Origin of the sequence: Aquimarina sp. AU474 (genome assembly GCF_900312815.1) — a bacterium.
Classification (GTDB): Bacteria; Bacteroidota; Bacteroidia; order Flavobacteriales; family Flavobacteriaceae; genus Aquimarina.
In genome coordinates this window covers 380,662-399,105 of record NZ_OMPE01000006.1, presented here as the reverse complement: position 1 = coordinate 399,105, position 18,444 = coordinate 380,662, and the positions used below count along the sequence as shown (strand labels likewise).

General features: G+C 32.9%; 17 protein-coding genes and 1 pseudogene. 12 read left to right on the top strand and 6 right to left on the bottom strand.

Annotated elements, in window-relative coordinates; all coding sequences use genetic code 11:
- The first annotated feature begins 15 nt into the window (after positions 1-15).
- Both DK508_RS06490 and DK508_RS06485 read left to right on the top strand, forming a co-directional pair.
- A complete protein-coding gene (locus DK508_RS06490; RefSeq protein ID WP_109299929.1) occupies positions 16-2,139 on the top strand; it encodes a tetratricopeptide repeat protein in 2,124 nt (707 codons plus the stop codon).
- Between the two features lie 13 nt (positions 2,140-2,152).
- A complete protein-coding gene (locus DK508_RS06485) occupies positions 2,153-2,797 on the top strand; it encodes a response regulator transcription factor (protein ID WP_109299928.1) in 645 nt (214 codons plus the stop codon).
- 30 nt (positions 2,798-2,827) lie between these two features.
- Here the strand turns inward: DK508_RS06485 and DK508_RS06480 are convergent, their stop codons facing one another.
- Positions 2,828-3,763 carry a PorP/SprF family type IX secretion system membrane protein gene (locus tag DK508_RS06480; RefSeq protein ID WP_109299927.1) on the bottom strand — a complete coding sequence of 312 codons (936 nt, stop codon included), beginning with the start codon at positions 3,761-3,763 and terminating at the stop codon, positions 2,828-2,830.
- A 3-nt stretch (positions 3,764-3,766) separates the two neighbouring features.
- A complete protein-coding gene (locus DK508_RS06475; protein WP_109299926.1) occupies positions 3,767-7,573 on the bottom strand; it encodes a gliding motility-associated C-terminal domain-containing protein in 3,807 nt (1,268 codons plus the stop codon).
- A 257-nt stretch (positions 7,574-7,830) separates the two neighbouring features.
- Between DK508_RS06475 and DK508_RS06470 the strand changes: the two genes are divergently transcribed.
- From DK508_RS06470 to DK508_RS06460, 3 genes are all read left to right on the top strand, one after another.
- On the top strand, positions 7,831-8,253 hold the full coding sequence (locus DK508_RS06470) for a hypothetical protein (protein WP_109299925.1): 423 nt from the start codon (positions 7,831-7,833) through the stop codon (positions 8,251-8,253).
- A 63-nt stretch (positions 8,254-8,316) separates the two neighbouring features.
- Positions 8,317-8,658, top strand: a complete 342-nt coding sequence (locus DK508_RS06465) for a zinc-ribbon domain-containing protein (RefSeq protein ID WP_109299924.1) — start codon at positions 8,317-8,319, stop codon at positions 8,656-8,658.
- Positions 8,659-8,698: 40 nt separating this feature from the next.
- The gene (locus DK508_RS06460) at positions 8,699-9,382 is read left to right on the top strand and encodes a Lipl32 family lipoprotein (RefSeq protein WP_109299923.1); all 684 of its coding nucleotides are present in this window, start codon (positions 8,699-8,701) and stop codon (positions 9,380-9,382) included.
- A gap of 42 nt (positions 9,383-9,424) precedes the next feature.
- Here the strand turns inward: DK508_RS06460 and DK508_RS21440 are convergent.
- A pseudogene (locus DK508_RS21440) lies at positions 9,425-9,738 on the bottom strand (YkgJ family cysteine cluster protein); the annotation flags it as partial.
- A gap of 161 nt (positions 9,739-9,899) precedes the next feature.
- Between DK508_RS21440 and DK508_RS06450 the strand changes: the two are divergent.
- Positions 9,900-10,583, top strand: coding sequence for a Lipl32 family lipoprotein (locus DK508_RS06450; protein ID WP_109299922.1), 684 nt, complete (start codon positions 9,900-9,902; stop codon positions 10,581-10,583).
- 75 nt (positions 10,584-10,658) lie between these two features.
- On the opposite strand, the gene DK508_RS06445 is transcribed toward DK508_RS06450, so the two are convergent.
- Positions 10,659-11,147 (bottom strand): YkgJ family cysteine cluster protein, encoded by a 489-nt coding sequence (locus tag DK508_RS06445; RefSeq protein WP_109299921.1) that lies wholly within the window; start codon positions 11,145-11,147, stop codon positions 10,659-10,661.
- A 30-nt stretch (positions 11,148-11,177) separates the two neighbouring features.
- Here DK508_RS06445 and DK508_RS06440 point away from each other — a divergent pair, with 30 nt between their 5' ends.
- On the top strand, positions 11,178-11,900 hold the full coding sequence (locus DK508_RS06440; RefSeq protein WP_109299920.1) for a bifunctional 2-polyprenyl-6-hydroxyphenol methylase/3-demethylubiquinol 3-O-methyltransferase UbiG: 723 nt from the start codon (positions 11,178-11,180) through the stop codon (positions 11,898-11,900).
- A gap of 88 nt (positions 11,901-11,988) precedes the next feature.
- On the top strand, positions 11,989-12,759 hold the full coding sequence (locus DK508_RS06435; RefSeq protein WP_109299919.1) for a hypothetical protein: 771 nt from the start codon (positions 11,989-11,991) through the stop codon (positions 12,757-12,759).
- A gap of 69 nt (positions 12,760-12,828) precedes the next feature.
- On the opposite strand, the gene DK508_RS06430 is transcribed toward DK508_RS06435, so the two are convergent.
- The gene (locus DK508_RS06430) at positions 12,829-13,212 is read right to left on the bottom strand and encodes a hypothetical protein (RefSeq protein WP_109299918.1); all 384 of its coding nucleotides are present in this window, start codon (positions 13,210-13,212) and stop codon (positions 12,829-12,831) included.
- Positions 13,213-13,322: 110 nt separating this feature from the next.
- Between DK508_RS06430 and DK508_RS06425 the strand changes: the two genes are divergently transcribed.
- The gene (locus tag DK508_RS06425) at positions 13,323-13,991 is read left to right on the top strand and encodes an RNA polymerase sigma factor (RefSeq protein WP_109299917.1); all 669 of its coding nucleotides are present in this window, start codon (positions 13,323-13,325) and stop codon (positions 13,989-13,991) included.
- Here DK508_RS06425 and DK508_RS06420 read toward each other — a convergent pair.
- Positions 13,988-15,622 (bottom strand): amidohydrolase, encoded by a 1,635-nt coding sequence (locus tag DK508_RS06420; RefSeq protein ID WP_109299916.1) that lies wholly within the window; start codon positions 15,620-15,622, stop codon positions 13,988-13,990. The two genes, DK508_RS06425 and DK508_RS06420, sit on opposite strands and share 4 nt — an antisense overlap.
- A 300-nt stretch (positions 15,623-15,922) precedes the next feature.
- On the opposite strand from DK508_RS06420, the gene DK508_RS06415 reads away from it, so the two are divergent.
- The 3 genes from DK508_RS06415 (at position 15,923) to DK508_RS06405 (ending at position 18,369) form a co-directional block, all read left to right on the top strand.
- Positions 15,923-16,498 carry a WD40 repeat domain-containing protein gene (locus DK508_RS06415; protein WP_109299915.1) on the top strand — a complete coding sequence of 192 codons (576 nt, stop codon included), beginning with the start codon at positions 15,923-15,925 and terminating at the stop codon, positions 16,496-16,498.
- A gap of 318 nt (positions 16,499-16,816) precedes the next feature.
- The gene (locus tag DK508_RS06410) at positions 16,817-17,218 is read left to right on the top strand and encodes a lipocalin family protein (protein ID WP_160114581.1); all 402 of its coding nucleotides are present in this window, start codon (positions 16,817-16,819) and stop codon (positions 17,216-17,218) included.
- 134 nt (positions 17,219-17,352) lie between these two features.
- Positions 17,353-18,369, top strand: coding sequence for a YaaC family protein (locus DK508_RS06405; protein ID WP_109299913.1), 1,017 nt, complete (start codon positions 17,353-17,355; stop codon positions 18,367-18,369).
- Positions 18,370-18,444 lie beyond the last annotated feature (75 nt).

Genomic DNA, 18,444 nt, shown 5'->3' with positions numbered 1-18,444 from the left:
TTGATATTTTTGTTTATGATTAAATTAACCCTCAACTGCATTCGTTTAAGCTTTATTTTATGGAGCACCCTAGTCGTATGTCAGATTGATTCAGAAAACCTAAGTGCCTTACCAAAAGGAATCACAATAGAAGCTAAAGAAAAGAAGTTAGTAGATGATGCCTATTTCTTATTCAATAACAATCAGGTCGAAAAATCCTACGTTATTGCACATCAATTAAAAAAAACTTTAAAAACAGAACGTGCAAAATTCAATTGCAATTTACTATTAGCTTATTATTTTAAAAATAAAGCGCTAATTGATTCTTCTATATATTATGTAAATCAGTCTCTCAAATTCGAAAGACTCGACAATGATTCCATAAAAACCAAAGGTCGTTCATCGGCATATAACATTCTAGCTGTAAATTACAAAAACAAAGGCCTATTACAGCAGAGTAAAAAATGGCACCTTAAAGGTATTGAAGAATCTCAAAAGTATAACGAAAAGGATTTATATTACACCCATACACACGGCTTGGCATTAACCTATGGCGAAATGCAAAATTATAGTAAAGCATTAGAGTTGTTTGAAGAATGTTCCAAGTATGAAGGTGATCCAGAAATAGTTTTTGGAAGTTATATTAATATGGGGATGATCTATTCAAGTCTCAAAGATTATGAATCATCAGACAAATACTTTAAAAAAGGTCAAGAGTTAAGTCAAAAACAAAATAAACAATCAGCTTTAGCTATTATTTTACTTAACCTTGCAGCTAATGCTCAAGAACAAAACAAATTAAATAAGGCAATTGATTTATACGAAGAGGTCATTGTTATATCTGAAAAAATTGATTTACACAACATCAAATTAATTGCAAAAATGAATATAGGTAGTGTATTTATTGATGCCAAAAATTATAAAGATGCGCAATTAATATATGGCACTGCGCTTCATGATGCCATAGAACTGGGGTTACTAAGTCAGCAATTAAATATCTATAAAAACTTAAAACAAATTGCAATAGAACAAGGCAATTACAAAAATGCTTTCACCCATATTACAGACTATTTTAAAATTAAGGATTCTATCTACAAGCTTCAAAAAGATGAAGAAATTAATGAATTAGAAATACGGTATTCTACCTTAAGAAAAGAGAAAGAAATAACGATTCTTCAAATCGAAAATTCAAATCGAAAATTAGAATTAACGAATCAAAAGGAAGCGATCGAGAATTTAAGATTACAACAAGAGATTGAAAATAAAGAAAGTGAAAATCAAATTTTAGCTTTTCAAAATGCTTCAGAAAAAAGAGTAAGTGAAATCAATTTATTGAAAAAAGATCAAGAGATTCAAGAGTCCAAACTCATTCGACAAAAGAGTTTAAAAAATACAATTTTGTATTCTTTTTTGATTCTTTTGGTGCCTATTATTGGATTATTGATTATTTATTATCAAAAACTTCAAGCACAAAGCGAGCTCAATAAAAAACAAGAAGAAGTAAGTGAACAAAAAATTTCTTCATTAATAAAAAGTCAAGAATTAAAACTTATTAAAGCTTCGATAGAGGGACAGGATAAAGAACGGAAACGTATTGCTCAAGAATTACATGACAGCATCGGAGGAAATCTTGCCGCGATAAAACTTCAACTTAATAATACTTTTGCAAACGGGAAAGCAGAAGCCTTACAAACGATAAATACACAATTAGATGATACCTATGAACAAGTTCGTGATTTATCCCATAATTTAATTCCGAAAAAATTCAGGAAAAATAATTTTTGTGAAGTATTAGAAAGCTATTTTAATAATATTGGAGAAGCTAGTAATCTTAAGACTTCATTTATTGTTTATCCCAGAGTTGCCATTGATGAACTTGATGAATTTTTACAGATCGAAACCTTTAAAATTATCCAAGAGTTGATTACCAACACTATTAAACATGCTAAAGCCTCATCTGTAGAACTACAAATAAATTTAGTTGAAAACGTACTCAACTTATTGTTTGAAGATAATGGGGTTGGCTTTAATACTAAAAACAATAGTACCGGAATAGGGTTTGAAAATATCAAAAGTAGATTGCGTAAATTATCAGGTACGTTCCATATAGATTCAAGAATTAATAGAGGAACCATTATCAATATAGAAATTCCAACTTAAACTTTTTTAACCAATGAAATTTAACCTAATTATTGTCGATGATCACAAAATGTTTTTGGATGGTCTATTGAGTATTTTACACTCTGAAAAAGATTACAACATTCTGTTTACCGCTAAAGATGGTAAGCATATTGTAAAATACTTAGACATAAACCCTGATGAAAAAATTGATTTAATTATTACTGATATCTCTATGCCAGAAATAGATGGCATTACACTAAACAAAGTGATAAAAAAACAAAATAGAAATATCAAAACACTTGTATTAAGTATGCATAAAGATGCTGATATGATTGATAAACTTATCGAGTATGAAGTAGATGGTTATGTGCCAAAAAATGCTGAAAAAGAAGAATTATTAAAAGCTATAAAAACAATATTGAAAGGAGAAAAATATTTTTCTAAAGAAATAAAAGATATCTATTTAGAGAATAAACTTTCTAAAAAGAAAGAACAAGAAATAAAACTTACCCAACGAGAAATTGATGTTATAAGCTTGATAGCTCAAGAGTTTACCACCCAAGAAATTGCCGATAAATTATTTTTAAGCAAACATACAATCGAAAGTTATAGAAAAAACCTAATTGCAAAATTGAATGTGCGTAATCTTGCAGGTCTAACAAAATACGCACTTAAAATGAAGTATATAGAACACTAAAAATCTTAAAAGTTCAAGATATACTATACTTTATTTTGATGCGACACCTCTATTTTTAAAACCAGTACCTAGGCGGTAGCTTAAGATAATACCATGAGTTGTTTGAACCGGGCCATCTCTTAACATTTGGTTATAATTATAAATTAGACGTAAATGATTTGATAGGTAAAGGCCCGCTAAAAGATTAACAGAAGAATTTGTTCTGTATCCTGCTCCTACTTCAATTTTGTTTTTATAACTTACTATGGTATTAAAATCTAGTTGTGTGGGAGCACCAGAAACATATTTAGTCAATATGCTTGGGTTTATCAACACTTCTTCGAATCGTGATGCAAAAAAACGATAACCTGCATAAAGATAATACGGAGTTTCTAGATTAATATTATCTTCAGAGGATAATGAATCTCCCAATATATTTGGTGCAGAAAATCCAAAATACATCTTATTTCTATTATACAAAATCCCTATACCTAAAGTAGGCACGGTTGTATTAATATTACTGGCAAAATTTGGATCATTCTGTATCCCAAGTTCTAATAAGTTTTCATCATAAATCATGGCTCCTGCTGTAATACCAAAAGATAAAACATGAGGATTATAAGACCACCATCTTGCTCTATTATAATTATGATCAAAAAATATCTTATAGGAATACGCTGCAAACACATTTGTAGTGGTTGTAACTCCAACTTGATCACTAAAAATACCCGCCCCAAGTCCCATTTTTTCTGAACGCATTGGTGAATTAAATAATAACCCTATATTTCTTGGACTACCATCTATTGAATTAAGGTATCCCCTATTGCTAAGCGTAAATTCTGAATCTGGATAAAACCCAGCATGTGCAGGATTAATAATAACAGTATTGTAGTTATAATTTGCAAAAACTGGTGTTTGTTGTGCAAATACAGAGCACCAACATATAAACGATAAAACTATCGTAATGATTAAACATTTATTTTTCATGATTTAGCGTTTTAAAACAAGGAAACCGTTCAATTTTTTTAAGCGATGAGTGCCATTAATTTTTATATTGAAAAAATAGGTTCCTTCGGGTAGTTGATCTCCACCTATGCTTCTTTTTCTATTGGCTATTCCTCTAAAAGTTCTTGAATTATTATCGTATCCTTCGATTTCAAAAACCAAATCCCCCCACCTATTAAATATAGAAACCCTATTATTAGGATAGTTTTCAATATTATCTATCTCCCAAAATTCATTAATCCCATCTCCATCTGGGGAGAAACCATATTTTGTTTCATCTTCTTCCAAAGGTGTTACAAATACTGTTATGGAATCTTCAACAGTACATCCATCATTACTGGTAAATAAAATTGTATAGGTAGTAGTTTCACTTGGGTTTGCTATAGGGTTCATAACACTTGTATCATTTAATCCTATTGAGGGAGACCAAATAACACTCCCTTCATTATTAGTCATAGCATTTAATTGAATTTGTTCTCCTTCTATAATTTCTTGATCCTCTCCGGCATCTATCTCGCATAAGATTGGAGGTACATCGGTTATCTCTACATCAAAACTACATCTAGTTGTGTTTCCTGCGTTATCGGTTATTTCGAAAATATTAGTTGTTATTCCTAAAGGAAATTCTGATCCCGATTGTAAACCTGCAACTTGTACGATAGAATCTACACTACAATTATCAGTACCAACTGGAATAGAATACATTACTACCTCTGTAGATGTACCAAGGTCAACACTCTGGATAATATTTGCCGGGCAAATTATTTCTGGGTTTGTAGTATCATTAATCGTTATCGTTTGCGTAACATTAATACTATTCCCTGCCGTATCGGTAACACTATACGTTCGGGTAATTACCTCTGGATTACTATTACCATCACTAACATCACTTACAAATGCAACTACAGGCACACCACAATTATCCACCTCATCGTCAACTACTACAGGATCTGGAACTGGTATCCCAGATGCACATTGTACATTTATAGGTGATGGATTACTGGCTGTTGGATTAGTAGTATCATTAATGGTTATCATTTGTGTAACATTAATACTATTTCCTGCCGCATCGGTAACATTATATGTTCTTGTAATTACCTCTGGATTATTATTACCATCACTTACATCACTAACAAATGCAACTATAACTGACGCGCTACAATTATCTGCCTCGTCATCCACTACAACAGGATCTGGAATTGGTATGCCAGAAGCACATTGAACATTTATAGGTGATGGATTACTTGCCGTTGGATTTGTGGTATCATTAATCGTTATCGTTTGTGTAACATTAATACTATTTCCAGCCCCATCAGTAACACTATATGTTCTTGTAATTAACTCTGGATTACTATTACCATCACTAACATCACCTACAAAAGCTACTATGACTGACGTGCTACAATTATCTGCCTCGTCATCCACTACAACAGGATCTGGAGCTGGTATGCCAGAAGCACATTGAACATTTATAGGTGATGGATTACTTGCCGTTGGATTTGTGGTATCATTAATCGTTATCGTTTGTGTAACATTAATACTATTTCCAGCCCCATCAGTAACACTATATGTTCTTGTAATTAACTCTGGATTACTATTACCATCTCTAACATCACCTACAAAAGCTACTATGACTGACGTGCTACAATTATCTGCCTCGTCATCCACTACAACAGGATCTGGAACTGGTATGCCAGAAGCACATTGAACATTTATAGGTGATGGATTACTTGCCGTTGGATTTGTGGTATCATTAATCGTTATCGTTTGTGTAACATTAATACTATTTCCTGCCCCATCAGTAACACTATACGTTCGTGTAATCACCTCTGGGTTGCTATTACCATCACTAACATCACCTACAAAAGCTACTATTGGAGGAGTACCACTATTATCCGCTTCGTCAGTTACAACCAAAGGGTCTGGTAATGGAATATCTGCCGAGCATTGTATATTAATTGGTAATGGATTACTGGCTGTTGGATCTTCGGTATCTGCTCCTATAGATAAAGTAGTAACATCATTAATATGATATATTTCTCCTTGATTACCTATATTATCTTCTAAAAACATATAGATATCATAGGTCGTTCCACTACTGAGCGAAGAAATCACTTCTTGGACATCTGTATTGGCAACGTTCATTAAAAAATCTCCATTAATAGTGGCTCCAGTTCCATTTAAAATACCTTCATGATCTGGAGATCCTGAAAAATTACCAGGATAAACAGCATAATAAATGGTTCCCGTTTCTGGACCATTAACCACCAAAGTAAAGCCAGAAGTAGTCTCGTTAATTGCTCGTGGATACCCTGTGTTTAATGGTAATGCATAATGGTCTCCCCCAAAGATCACATATGCCTCTCCTGTTCTTTCGGTACTTCCTTCGGGTATTTCGCCAGGACTTCCAACAATAAAATCTGCTATTCCATCACCATTAATATCGCCATTTCCACTTACTGGTCTACCAATATTCGAAGTTCTAAATCCAGGAATAGTAAACCCATTAATTCCATCAAGTGTACTTTCATTAATAGGATCAGGAAATCCAGTAGTGCTACCAAATACTACGTAAGCATTACGATCTGAACCTGATCCGCCATAACATGTAATAAAATCATTTATACCATCAGAATTTATATCCCCAATAGAAGCCGAAGTAAGTCCTCCTGGCATAATAAAACCGTAAGTCCTATCTACAACACTGCTTAAAGGAATATTAGCAGGAAAAGGATCTGTAGATTCTTTTCCAAAAATTGCTGCTGTTTCAGAAAAAAAATCATCAATCCCGTCTCCATTTATATCACCTAAACTACCAGTAAAGGCTAAAAACCCACCGCCTGTATGATTAATAGTAAACACTTCTGTAACAGGTGACGTTTCCAAGTTTATTTGAGCAGTAAATGTATTTCTTCCATAAAGTAAATGAGTACGTTCTAATTGAGTTCCAAAGCCAGATGACCAATCTCCTACGATAATATCATTAAAACCATCATCATTTATATCCCCCGCTCCTCCAACTAAAAAACCTGGTATCGAAGAATCAGAATACCTCCTAATTTGGAATCCTCCTGCGCCATCCAACCACGATGCATTAATTGTAGCCGGAAAAGCCGAAGAACGACCAAAAACTACCCAAACACTGTTAGAAAAATCAGCTCTACTGATTGCAAAATCACTAACCCCATCACCATTTACATCTCCTAATACAGCAACCTCATTAGCTGTCCTAGCTCCTTGAATCAAAAAACCATGTACCCCATCTGCATAATTAATATTAAAGGTTGCAGGAAAAGGAGACATTTTTCCATAAATTACCATAGTATCTCCCGAACTTACTATGGTCAGATCATCAATATCGTCACCATTTATATCACCAATTCCTTCTACAGAATTACCCATCCGGGTACTACCTGTAACTCCCTCTACAGCAAATCCATTGTTCCCATCCAAAGTGGTAATATCAAATGAAGCTGTAAAACCTGTATTTGTCCCAAAAATAATATATGCTGCTCCTGCAAGATTTAATCCATTAACATCGGCATTGTTAACACCTAATGCTATATCCTCAAAACCATCGTTATTTATATCACCAATAAATTTGGCTTCTGCCCCAAATTGCGATGCCGGGTCAATTCCTGGTATTCGAAATCCATTTGCACCATTTAAAGTACTAATGTCAAAGTTGGCAGGATATAACTGTTGAGCATAACCACTGTAGTTAAAAAAATAGTGCGTTAAAAGTAGTATTAGATATATTACCCCTGCTTTATTTCCTTTTGTATTTCCCATACTTAAAAAAATTATCAGCTTCAAAATTATATCTCTTGTTATTTTCTTCCATCACCAGAAACAGGGTTTTATAGCAAATCATACCCCCCTATTTTCAGGGGAGCGCTTTTCACTAAAAAAGGTGTTTTTCGCAAACAACTAGTCTCCCATCTTTGTAACAATATTCTGAGAAAGTAAAAAGGATCATTAAAAAAATCTCATTTACATTTTAATGAATATGTAAAAACTAATCATTAACCCTTTTAAACGTATATATCATGACTTGGGGAATTACATTAATTTTATTAAGTATTATCGCAGTACCGTCTTTATTACTTTCAAAAAAACCAAATGCAAAAGAATTATTAGAAAAAATAGAGCCTTATCAAGGTTGGATTGGGTTAATTTTCTGTGTCTGGGGAGTTTGGGGCATTATTTCGGCAGTATTAAACATTGGTTGGCTGACCACATTTCCAATTTGGTGGGTAACATTACTAGCAGGAAACATTATTGAAGCTGTTTTAGGTTTTATGTTAGGCTTTGGATTAATCAATAAATTCTTTTTATCTAAGAATGAAGCGGCAAAAGAGAAAGCCAATAGTCTTAGAGAAAAATTAGCTCCAAAACAGGGGAAATTAGGCATATTAGGAATCATAGTAGGCTGCTGGATGATAGTTGCTTCTTTTTTATTCTTTGGATAACAAAGAATAAACACATTAGTAACATCGCATTTCTATATTCACCAACCATAAATCCAACATAATATGATCATTTTTGGAACCGGGTCTTCTACTATTCAACCACAAAAACTTAATACAGGAGATTGTCCATACTGCAAAACCGAAAATAGTATGTGGGTACAAGGGTATAAAAAGTATGTACATATCTTTTGGATACCATTTTTTCCAATAGGCAAAAAAGTATATACCGTTTGCGAGCATTGCAAAGGAGTTTTTGAGAAAAAAGAAATTCAAAACCAGAAATTACTTCAAAGTTTTGAAGATTTTAAAATCAATAATGTAAAAACGCCTTGGCATCATTTTATTGGACTTATTATTTTAACCTTACTAATAGTATTCATCATTATAGTACCTATTATTAAATAAAAACTAATCAAATAATTAATTAACATTCTAAATTTTAAAAATGAAAACAAAACTTTTTGTTCTACTAGTTGCTTTAGCATTCGGAAGTAACCTTGACACTCACGCTCAAAAATTAAAAAAATTCGGAAGTTCTATCGAAAAAAAAATAGGACCTAAAACTATTAAAGTTCCTTATACTGATGTAGTATCTTATATGGGATATGCAGCGCCAGGAAATGAAGACGAAGTAAAAGATGGGAAGAAATTTTATTACATCTACGTTTGGATTCCTGCTGTAGCTCCTGAACTTGGAGTTAGAATGATGTCTCCTGTAGGAAAAACTAAAGTAAAAGGAGCTACTATGTCTAAAGCCTATGAAGATAACGCAAGTACTAAAGATTTTTTTGACACTTATGTTACTTTGGAGCGATCAGACATCATTAGTAAAGACAAGATTAGCGAAGATGCTGCTAAAAACGCAAATTGGGTAACATTAGAAAGAAATGATGATAGTAGCGAAATGCCTAAACAACCAAGTGGAAGTAGTTATAACTCTCTATTAAGATATAAAAGTGAAGCAAGTGATCCGTTAAAAGCATTAACAGTTGGATTATATCGTATAGGGTTTACTACTTACAAAACTGGTGAAGTAAAAGGTACATTCTTAGCACAAGTTGCGGCTCCTATTAAATTACCAGGAGTAGTAATGGCGAAGACAATTACCGATTTAAAGAAAGGGTTGTAATCTAGACTGGGATACGATTTAACCTTAAACAACCTCTATATCTTACTCGATAATATAGGGGTTGTTTGCTTTAATACTATACAAAGAAACATTTTCCTTCATTTTTTCAACAATAGTATAGGCAGCGGGGCAAATAGCCACGTTTTTTAATGCGAAATTTGATATTTGTTGATTTTTTTCGATCTGTATGAGAAAACTCACGACAAACTTTAAGTCTCACCTCATAAATCAAACAATAATTATGAGTTCCTAAAAATGTAACAGGCACCCCCTTGTAAAACTAAGTCACCTTCTTCATCTCTACTTAAATATTCTTCCTCAAATTGACTTGGTTTTATTCTAAAAAACTTTGAGATTGGATTATCATATTTTTTGACATTATTAATAATATATAATCAAGAAATGGCATTATTTCCTATATAAAAACTCATTTTTGTCTATATTTTGTATTGTCAATTACTTATACCATATAAGTGTGTCTAACTAATTATTAATAAACATAGCTAAATCAATTATTATGAAAACAAAAATCTTAATTTTATTAAGTGTATTTACCTTAGTTTTTTCTACAGCAGCTCAGGCTCAAAAATTAAAAAAATTTGGAGGTCTTACTGAAAAGAAAATAGGTCCTAAAACTATTAAAGTACCCTATACCGATGTAGTATCGTACTTAGGATATGCAGCTCCTGGTAACGAAGACGAGGTAAAAGAGGGGAAAAAATTCTATTATATCTATGTTTGGGTTCCCGCTGTGGCTCCAGAACTTGGTGTTAGAATGATGTCTCCTGTAGGTAAAACTAAAGTAAAAGGAGCAACTGCAGCAACTGCATATACTGAAAATGCAGGTTCTAGCGACTTTTTCGACACTTACATTACTTTAGAACGTTCTGATATTATAAGTAAAGATAAAATTAGCGAAGATGCTGTTAAAGCTGCTAATTGGACTACATTAGCTAAAAATGACGACAGTAGTGAAATGCCAAAACAACCCAGTGGAAGCAGCTATAACTCTCTTTTAAGATATAAAAGTGAAGTTAGCGATCCTTTAAAAGCATTAACTGTTGGTCTATACAGAATAGGATTTACTACATACAAAACTGGTGAAGTAAAAGGTACATTCTTAGCGCAAGTTGCTGCTCCTATTAAATTACCAGGAGTAGTAATGGCTAAAACGATCGAAGACTTAAAGAAAGGATTATAATAATCCTAATTGACGAATAAAAGACACACTTTCAAATTATTCCTATACCTTATATGAGGTATAGGAATTTTTGTATTACAACATAGCTTTCATCCTCTCAACTATATTATACGCTGCCGGACAAATAGCCACATTTTTTAATGTAAGATTTGATATTTGTTGAAATTTTTTTCGATCCGTATGCGGAAACTCTCGACATGCTTTAGGTCTCACCTCATAAATTGAACAATAATTATCTGCTCCTAAAAATGTACAAGGCACCCCTTGTAAGACTAAATCACCTTCCTCATCTCTACTTAAATATTCCTCTTCAAATTGACTTGGTTTTATTCTAAAAAACTTTGAGATGCGCTCAACATCCTTGTCTGTAAACAAAGGGCCTGTTGTTTTACAACAGTTTGCGCACTCTAAACAATCCGTTTGTTCAAACTCCTCATCATGCAACTCTTGCATAATATGATCAAGTTTCTTTGGTGGTTTTTTTTTGAGCTTCGCAAAGAACTTTTTGTTTTCGTTATGTTTATCTTTGGCCAGTTGTGGCAGTTGATCTATAAATTCTTGCATACCCACAAAATTACGATTTACAAGTTACCTATGAGTAGTATACATAAAGATATCTTTGGAGAGGCCATAAAAGATTATTATCATCAAAACTATACTGAAGATATAGTAGTGCATGCCCCAGATTTTGATAATGATAGTATTCCTATACCTTACTTATTTAGATCTTATGATGAAATGCCCAAAATAGAACAAAAAGCTTTAGACTTATCCTATGGAAAAGTATTAGATGTAGGTTGTGGTGCCGGGAGTCATAGTCTTTTTCTTCAAAATGAAAAAAAACTTGATGTTACCGCTATAGATATTTCTCAAGGCGCTATAGAAATAGCAAAAAAAAGAGGTCTACAACATACGGTTATTCAAGATATCTATGAGCATCAAGAAAAATACAACACCGTATTGTTTCTTATGAATGGTAGTGGAATTATAGGAAAACTAGACCAGATTGATCGTTTTTTCATGCATATGAAAACATTACTCGTGCCGGGTGGACAAATACTTATGGACTCTGCAGATATCTCCTATCTATTCATCGATGATGAAGGTGGGTTTTGGGTAGATGCTACTGCTGGGTACTATGGAGAGATGCAATATAAAATGAGTTATAAAAAGTTGACATCAGATTGGTTCGACTGGTTATATCTAGATTATAACACATTGCAAAATGCCGCCAATGCTTATGGTTTTTTATGCGAATTGTTAGTAGAAGGGGAAAACAACGACTATTTAGCAAGAATTACTTTGACAAATTCATAGTAATGGTATAATCTTTGCGGCTATGTCTGCTTTACTCACTTTACTTGTAAAAGTGTTTAAAACATTACTCTAACTAAAAATAAATCTCGTGCAAATCACCAAATTTTTAGCATATCTCTTATTCTCTTCTTTTATTTTAATTAGTTGTTCAGATGATGATGACAACAATCCATTAAGTAATGCACTACAAGCCGATAATCAACGTCCCCTAGGGAGCTCGGCCAACGCTCTTTTAAGTAGTAATACTTTTACAAGTTTAACTATAGAAATGGTTTCTGTGCAGGGATTTGAACCTACTACCACAGCAGTAAATGCTTTTAAACAATTTCTTGAAGAAAGATTATTCAAACCTGATGGAATCACAATCAATCAACGTTCTGTACCTTCTTCTAATACAGCTCCTTTTTCGATAGAAGAAATTTCAGAAATTGAAAACAACACGCGTTCTTTGTTTAATGTAGGAGATGAAATTACGGTATATGTATATTTTGCAGATGGAAGTAGAGAAGATGATACTAACGTACAAGTTACTCTGGGAACCGCTTATCGTAATACTTCAATGGTAATTTATGAAGGCACTTTACGGCAATTAAGCACACGGCCTAACTCTCCTTTATTGAGCACTATAGAAACTGCGACTTTAAATCATGAATTTTCTCATTTATTAGGATTGGTTAATATCGGTACACCCTTACAATCTGACCATGAAGATCAAGATGCTAACGGTCATTGTAATGTACAAAGTTGCCTTATGGAAGCGGCTATAGAATTTGGAAGCGGCATGATGGGCTTAGGTGATATGGTGCCTGAGTTAGATGCTCAATGTATTGCAGATTTGCAAGCAAATGGAGGTAGATAATAAAAAGCACCATCAAATTGTTAGTCCGATGATGCTTTTATTCACACTTTACGCGCAAAATCCCCTATTTTAATTTGACACTAATGAGGTATTAATATCTGCCAATTTCACTAGCACAAAAGCACCAATTGCCATAACAATATCCCTTACAGCAACATCTATATAATGTCCACTAAAAATTAATACTAAAGCTATTGCGCTTAACCATCCCATTACAACATATCCTCCTACTTTGGGACGAGAAAGCACCAACAATCCTGCTATAATTTCAATAACCCCCACTACCATCATAAATGTTTCTGTTTCTATAGGTACCATATTAGCAAAATTAGTAGATACATACATACTCCAATCTGTGAGGATATTTGTAAACTTATCTAATCCAGCCACTATAGGCACCACTCCATAAGTGTATTTTAACAGGTTAAAAATGGTTTTAATTTGTAGATTCATCACCTTTTGTATTTTTAGTTATTTGGTTTTTAGATAAAAAACAATTCAATTGGTTACAAAACTTTGTAACTTTTTAGAAGTTTTATAATCTAAAGGGTAAAAGATAAGCTATGGAACCCATTAAAATCAATGACTACAGGACTCATAAAATATCAGACTCTGATGTTATATCTCGTATTCATTCTGGAGAAAAAGAGTTATATGAAATTTTATTAAGAAGAAATAACCAAAAACTATTTAGGGTAATTAGGAGCTATATCAATGACCTGGAAGAAATTGAGGATATTATGCAAAACACATATTTGAAAGCATATGAAAAATTACATCAATTTAAATCTAATGCTCAATTTTCTACTTGGTTAATACGAATTGGAATTAACGAAACACTTGCTCGTTTAAAAACAAAACGAAAACACGTAGATCTTTATCCCACAGAAAATTATACCACTAACCTAATACTGGAAATTCCGGATGCAGAACAACTAAACCCCGAAAAGAAAATGATCAGACAGGAAGCCAGACAAACGCTAGAAAAAGCCATTGACCAATTAGATGTAAAATATAGAACCGTCTATATCCTAAGAGAAATTGAAGGTATGAATGTCTCCGAGGTCTCTACATGTTTGGGGCTAACTACATCTAATGTGAAAGTACGTCTTCATCGTGCAAAAGAAATGATAAGAGAGGAGCTTTACGAGATTGCGGTTAAAACGGATATTTTCGAATTTGGATTTAGCAAATGTGATCGCCTAGTAGAGCGTATAATGAAATTAATTTAATTCTTACTCCCATATACTTTTTCACCATCGATATAGGTTGCCTGCACCTTTATATTCGGAATTTTGTCCTCATCAATTTCCATAACATTCTCTTCAAGGATAACAAAATCTGCAACTTTACCAACTGATACGCTTCCTTTTTCAGTTTCTTCAAAATTACTGTAGGCCGCCCACAATGTCATACCTTTTAATGTTTCTTCACGAGTTAAAGCATTTTCTATTTGAAAACCTCCTTCTGGATATTGTTTTAAATCTTTTCTAGCTACAGCGGCGTAAAATGTATAAAAAGGACTTACATGCTCTACAGGATAGTCAGTTCCCAAAGCAATTTTACCTGTTTTTTCTAGTAGTTTTTTATACGCATATGCTCCTTTAATACGTTCTTCTCCTAATCGCTCGTCTGCCCAATACATATCACTTGTTGCATGGGTTGGTTGCACACTCATTACTAAATTATCATTAAGAATCTCGAACTCCTCTGGAGCCACAACTTGAGCATGTTCAACACGCCATCTACGATTCGATTTATTTTGAAGAACTTCAGTATATGTATTCATGACCACGGCATTGGCAGAATCTCCGATTGCATGCGTATTCATTTGAAAGGCAGAACCAGCTAGTCGTTTGGCTAAAGTTTTAAAATCTTCTACCCCAATTACCATGGCACCATAATGTTCGTCTTTGTCACTATAAGATTCTTTTAATACAGCTCCTCTCGACCCTAGAGCGCCATCAGCATATACTTTAAATGATGATACATTTAATTTATTTGTTTTGTACACTCCTTTTTTTAAGTAATAATCTACGTATTCTGGCACATTACTTATCATAGCATACATTCTAATATTAAGTTCTTTTGCTGTTTGTAAGCTATCGACTAAACTAATTACTTTAGGGCTTAATCCAGCATCATCAACAGTGGTTAAACCATATCCAAAATTAATACTCTCGGCATCTTTTAAAGCTTGCACTTGTTCTTGAACTGTAGGTTGAGGAATAATTTTATTCACCATTCCCATAGGTGTATCTACTAATACCCCCGTAAGTTTTCCATCCTTAACAATAACTTCTCCCCCAGGAACTTTAGTATCAATTGTAATACCCGCCATATCTAATGCTTTTTGATTTGCAAGCATTGCATGACCATCTACACGTTTTACAGCAACCGGTGTATCAGGAAATAAACTATCTAACTTTTCTTTAGTAGGAAACTCTTTAATTTCCCAATCATTTTGATCCCAACCTCTACCTGTAATAAAAGATACATTTTTCTTTTTCTGAAATTCTAACATACGATTCAGTACTTCATCGTAGCTTTGAGTACCCACTAGATCAACCTTTTGTTGTTGCATGCCCAACCCGTAAAAATGACAATGAGCATCAATAAGTCCAGGTATAATTGTTTTTCCGTTGGCATCAATAGTTTGAGTAGTACTATACATTTTTAAAATATTCTCATTTGTACCAACTGCTACAAATTTACCCTCTTTAACAGCAAAAGCCTGGGCTTTTGGTTGTGTATCATCTACAGTATACACATTTGCATTGGTAACTATTAGATCTACAGGTGTGGGTTGTTGACATGAAATAAAAAATGAAATACTGATGAGTAAAAAAGTAATCTTTTGCATGATGTAGTTGAGTTAATTTGTGTTTACAAGGTCTAAAAATAGGGATATCTATTTCGCAAAGAGGTTAAGGTTTTCTTAATATGAAAAAGAAAGGAGGTTAAAACCAAATGTATTAACATTTATAAAATAGGTAGTATACGCAAATTTACATATTACCATAAATGACCTATAGATACAGTCTAGCACTCTCCTTCGACTTATTTCTATAAACAAAGCAAAATCAAACGTTTATCTGGCACAAATTATGTGGGTTATTTTAGGAATTTCACTTCATATATTAATCTCTTAAATCATAAAACGATGCGTAATTTTTTATTAGTACTATCAATAGTTTGTAATTTAGGTTGTGCCACTGTTTCTTCTGTTAGTCAAAATGAACCTAAAAGTTTTCCTGTTAAATTTAAGAATGAAACCCCTAATTATGTCGAATTTTCAGAAAACGGAAATTATCTAGCCACAGGAATTTATGGTGCGGTAAGAGTCTGGGATGTTAAATCTAATGATTTTAAAGATTTCAAAACTAAATTAATGAATAAGACCCCTCTATTTGTTAGTTTCTCCCCTGATAGCGAATATATTGCTACAGGAATATGGGGAGCAGTAAGAATTTGGAACATCAACACTAATGAATATAGGGATTACAAAGCAAAATTTAAAAATGAAACTCCCATTAGCGTCACCTATTCTCCTGATGGAAAACATATAGCAGCAGGAGTATTTGGAGCCGTCAGAATTTGGAATATCAAGACTGAAGAGTTCATAGATTATAACACAACTGTAAGAAATGAAATACCAAAATTTGTGAGATTCTCTCCCGACGGAACATTTATTACCACAGGAACATTTGGACAAGTTAGTACCTGGGAAATTGAATAATACATCAACCAAACTACTTATTAATACGTACTTACTCCCAGAAAATTCCCCTATTAAAAAGGGATATAATCCCCTGAGTACTTTTCCATAATTTACATTAGGTTTGTCATCATAAAGATAATAGTCAAAGATTACAAGGTAATAAATACGACATATCATCTGCTGACAACCCAGATGAAACTAAGCAGTAATCGTCATACTCGCAATTAAAAACCGCCCAAGGGCGGTTTTTTTATCTAAACATCTATTTTTTATATGCCATAGGCGCAACCGGATTAAGAAACATGCATCTATACCATATACATCAATCCTAAAATCATGATACGTTATACTATAGTTTTGTTACTTACATTTTGTTTGTTTTCTTGTTCGAATGATGACGATAATAGTGATCCCATAAATCTTATAGGCCAATGGAGGTTGTACGAGCAATTAGCAGATCCTGGTGATGGTAGTGGTGTTTTTAGAGCTATAGACAGTGATAAAACTTTGAAGTTTTTTACTAATGGAGTCATTACATCACAAAACGGTTCTTTATGCGAACCCTATTCTAACGAACAAATCACAACAGGAACCTATTCTATTACAGAAAATAAAATAACAACTAATTGTCAAAACCCAAGTATTGCTACAATTTCTTTCGAAATTGTTGGTGATGATTTGATTCTTAATTTTATTTCTATCGAAGGGTTTTCTCAAAAATTCAGGAAAATTTTATAGTACTATTTACATACTCTCGAAAATATATTCTTGAAAAATAGCTATACTATCTAACATAGATAGTATAGCTATTTTTAATATGTATTATCAAAAAAACTATTAGCTTTACAAAAACCGTACAGCCAACTTTACAAATGACAGAACTTAAAGAAAAATATGGATTCCCCCTTTTTACAAAAGAGACGAATCTAGTGTATTTAGGTCACGAGAGAAAACTTATTATATCCGATCTATGGGCGTTTTGGGATTATGTGATTAAAAAGAAAAATACTGATAAAAAGTTTTTACTCTCCTTATTAGAGCAAGCCAAAAACTTTTACAATGCAGCAGAAAACGCTCCTCTAAGCACTAAACCATTGCTATTTTATTATTCATTCTTAAATCTTGCAAAAATTGTATTGAATTTAGAATACAATTATGGTGAAAAAATTCATTATTTACATGGTATTAGTGAACGAAACAACAATTCTTTTAGAAGGAGTGGTGTTACTTTACAACCAATAGAAACCAGTAAAATAAAAGTAGCCTCGGAGTTGTACAAATTGTTCAATGGGGTAACCATAGATGCTAATACCACTATCAATCTTAAAAATTTACTTTCTCACTGCGTAGGAATACATAGAGCATATAGTGAAATATATAGGCAAAATGAAGCATTTTGTAAGTTATCTGATGTTGAATACTTTAAAAACGGGATGCAAATAGGAATGAAAGCCAAAATACAATGTGATGGTCGAGATATAACTACTCTTAAAAACCTGGGATATTCTATCGAAAAAATTGAGAACATACCATATCTAATAGAATCATTACAAACCAATAGGTATAATCCGGCGCGTGAAGATTATCATTCGCTATCACAACAAATTTTAACCAAAGGGATTTGGTATTATGTTGGTGATAATGGATATAACATGTATTTATCGAAACAAAAACAGCATCGATACCCTACAGAAATGATTATTTACTGGACCATCTTTTATTTAGGTTCGATTACGAGATATCGTCCTAATTTATTTAAAGAAATATTTAATGATATGGAACAATGGTTAATGAGTGAATTTTTAACCACACAGCCTAAACAGTTTTTGTATTTAACTACAGCAAAAATGTTAGGCCAAAAAGTAATGAAAGCCTATACTAGTTTTTAAGAAATCTAGTATATAATCGATTCACATTTGATTCATGAAATTTGATAATTATTCTATACGATTATTAACCGTAAA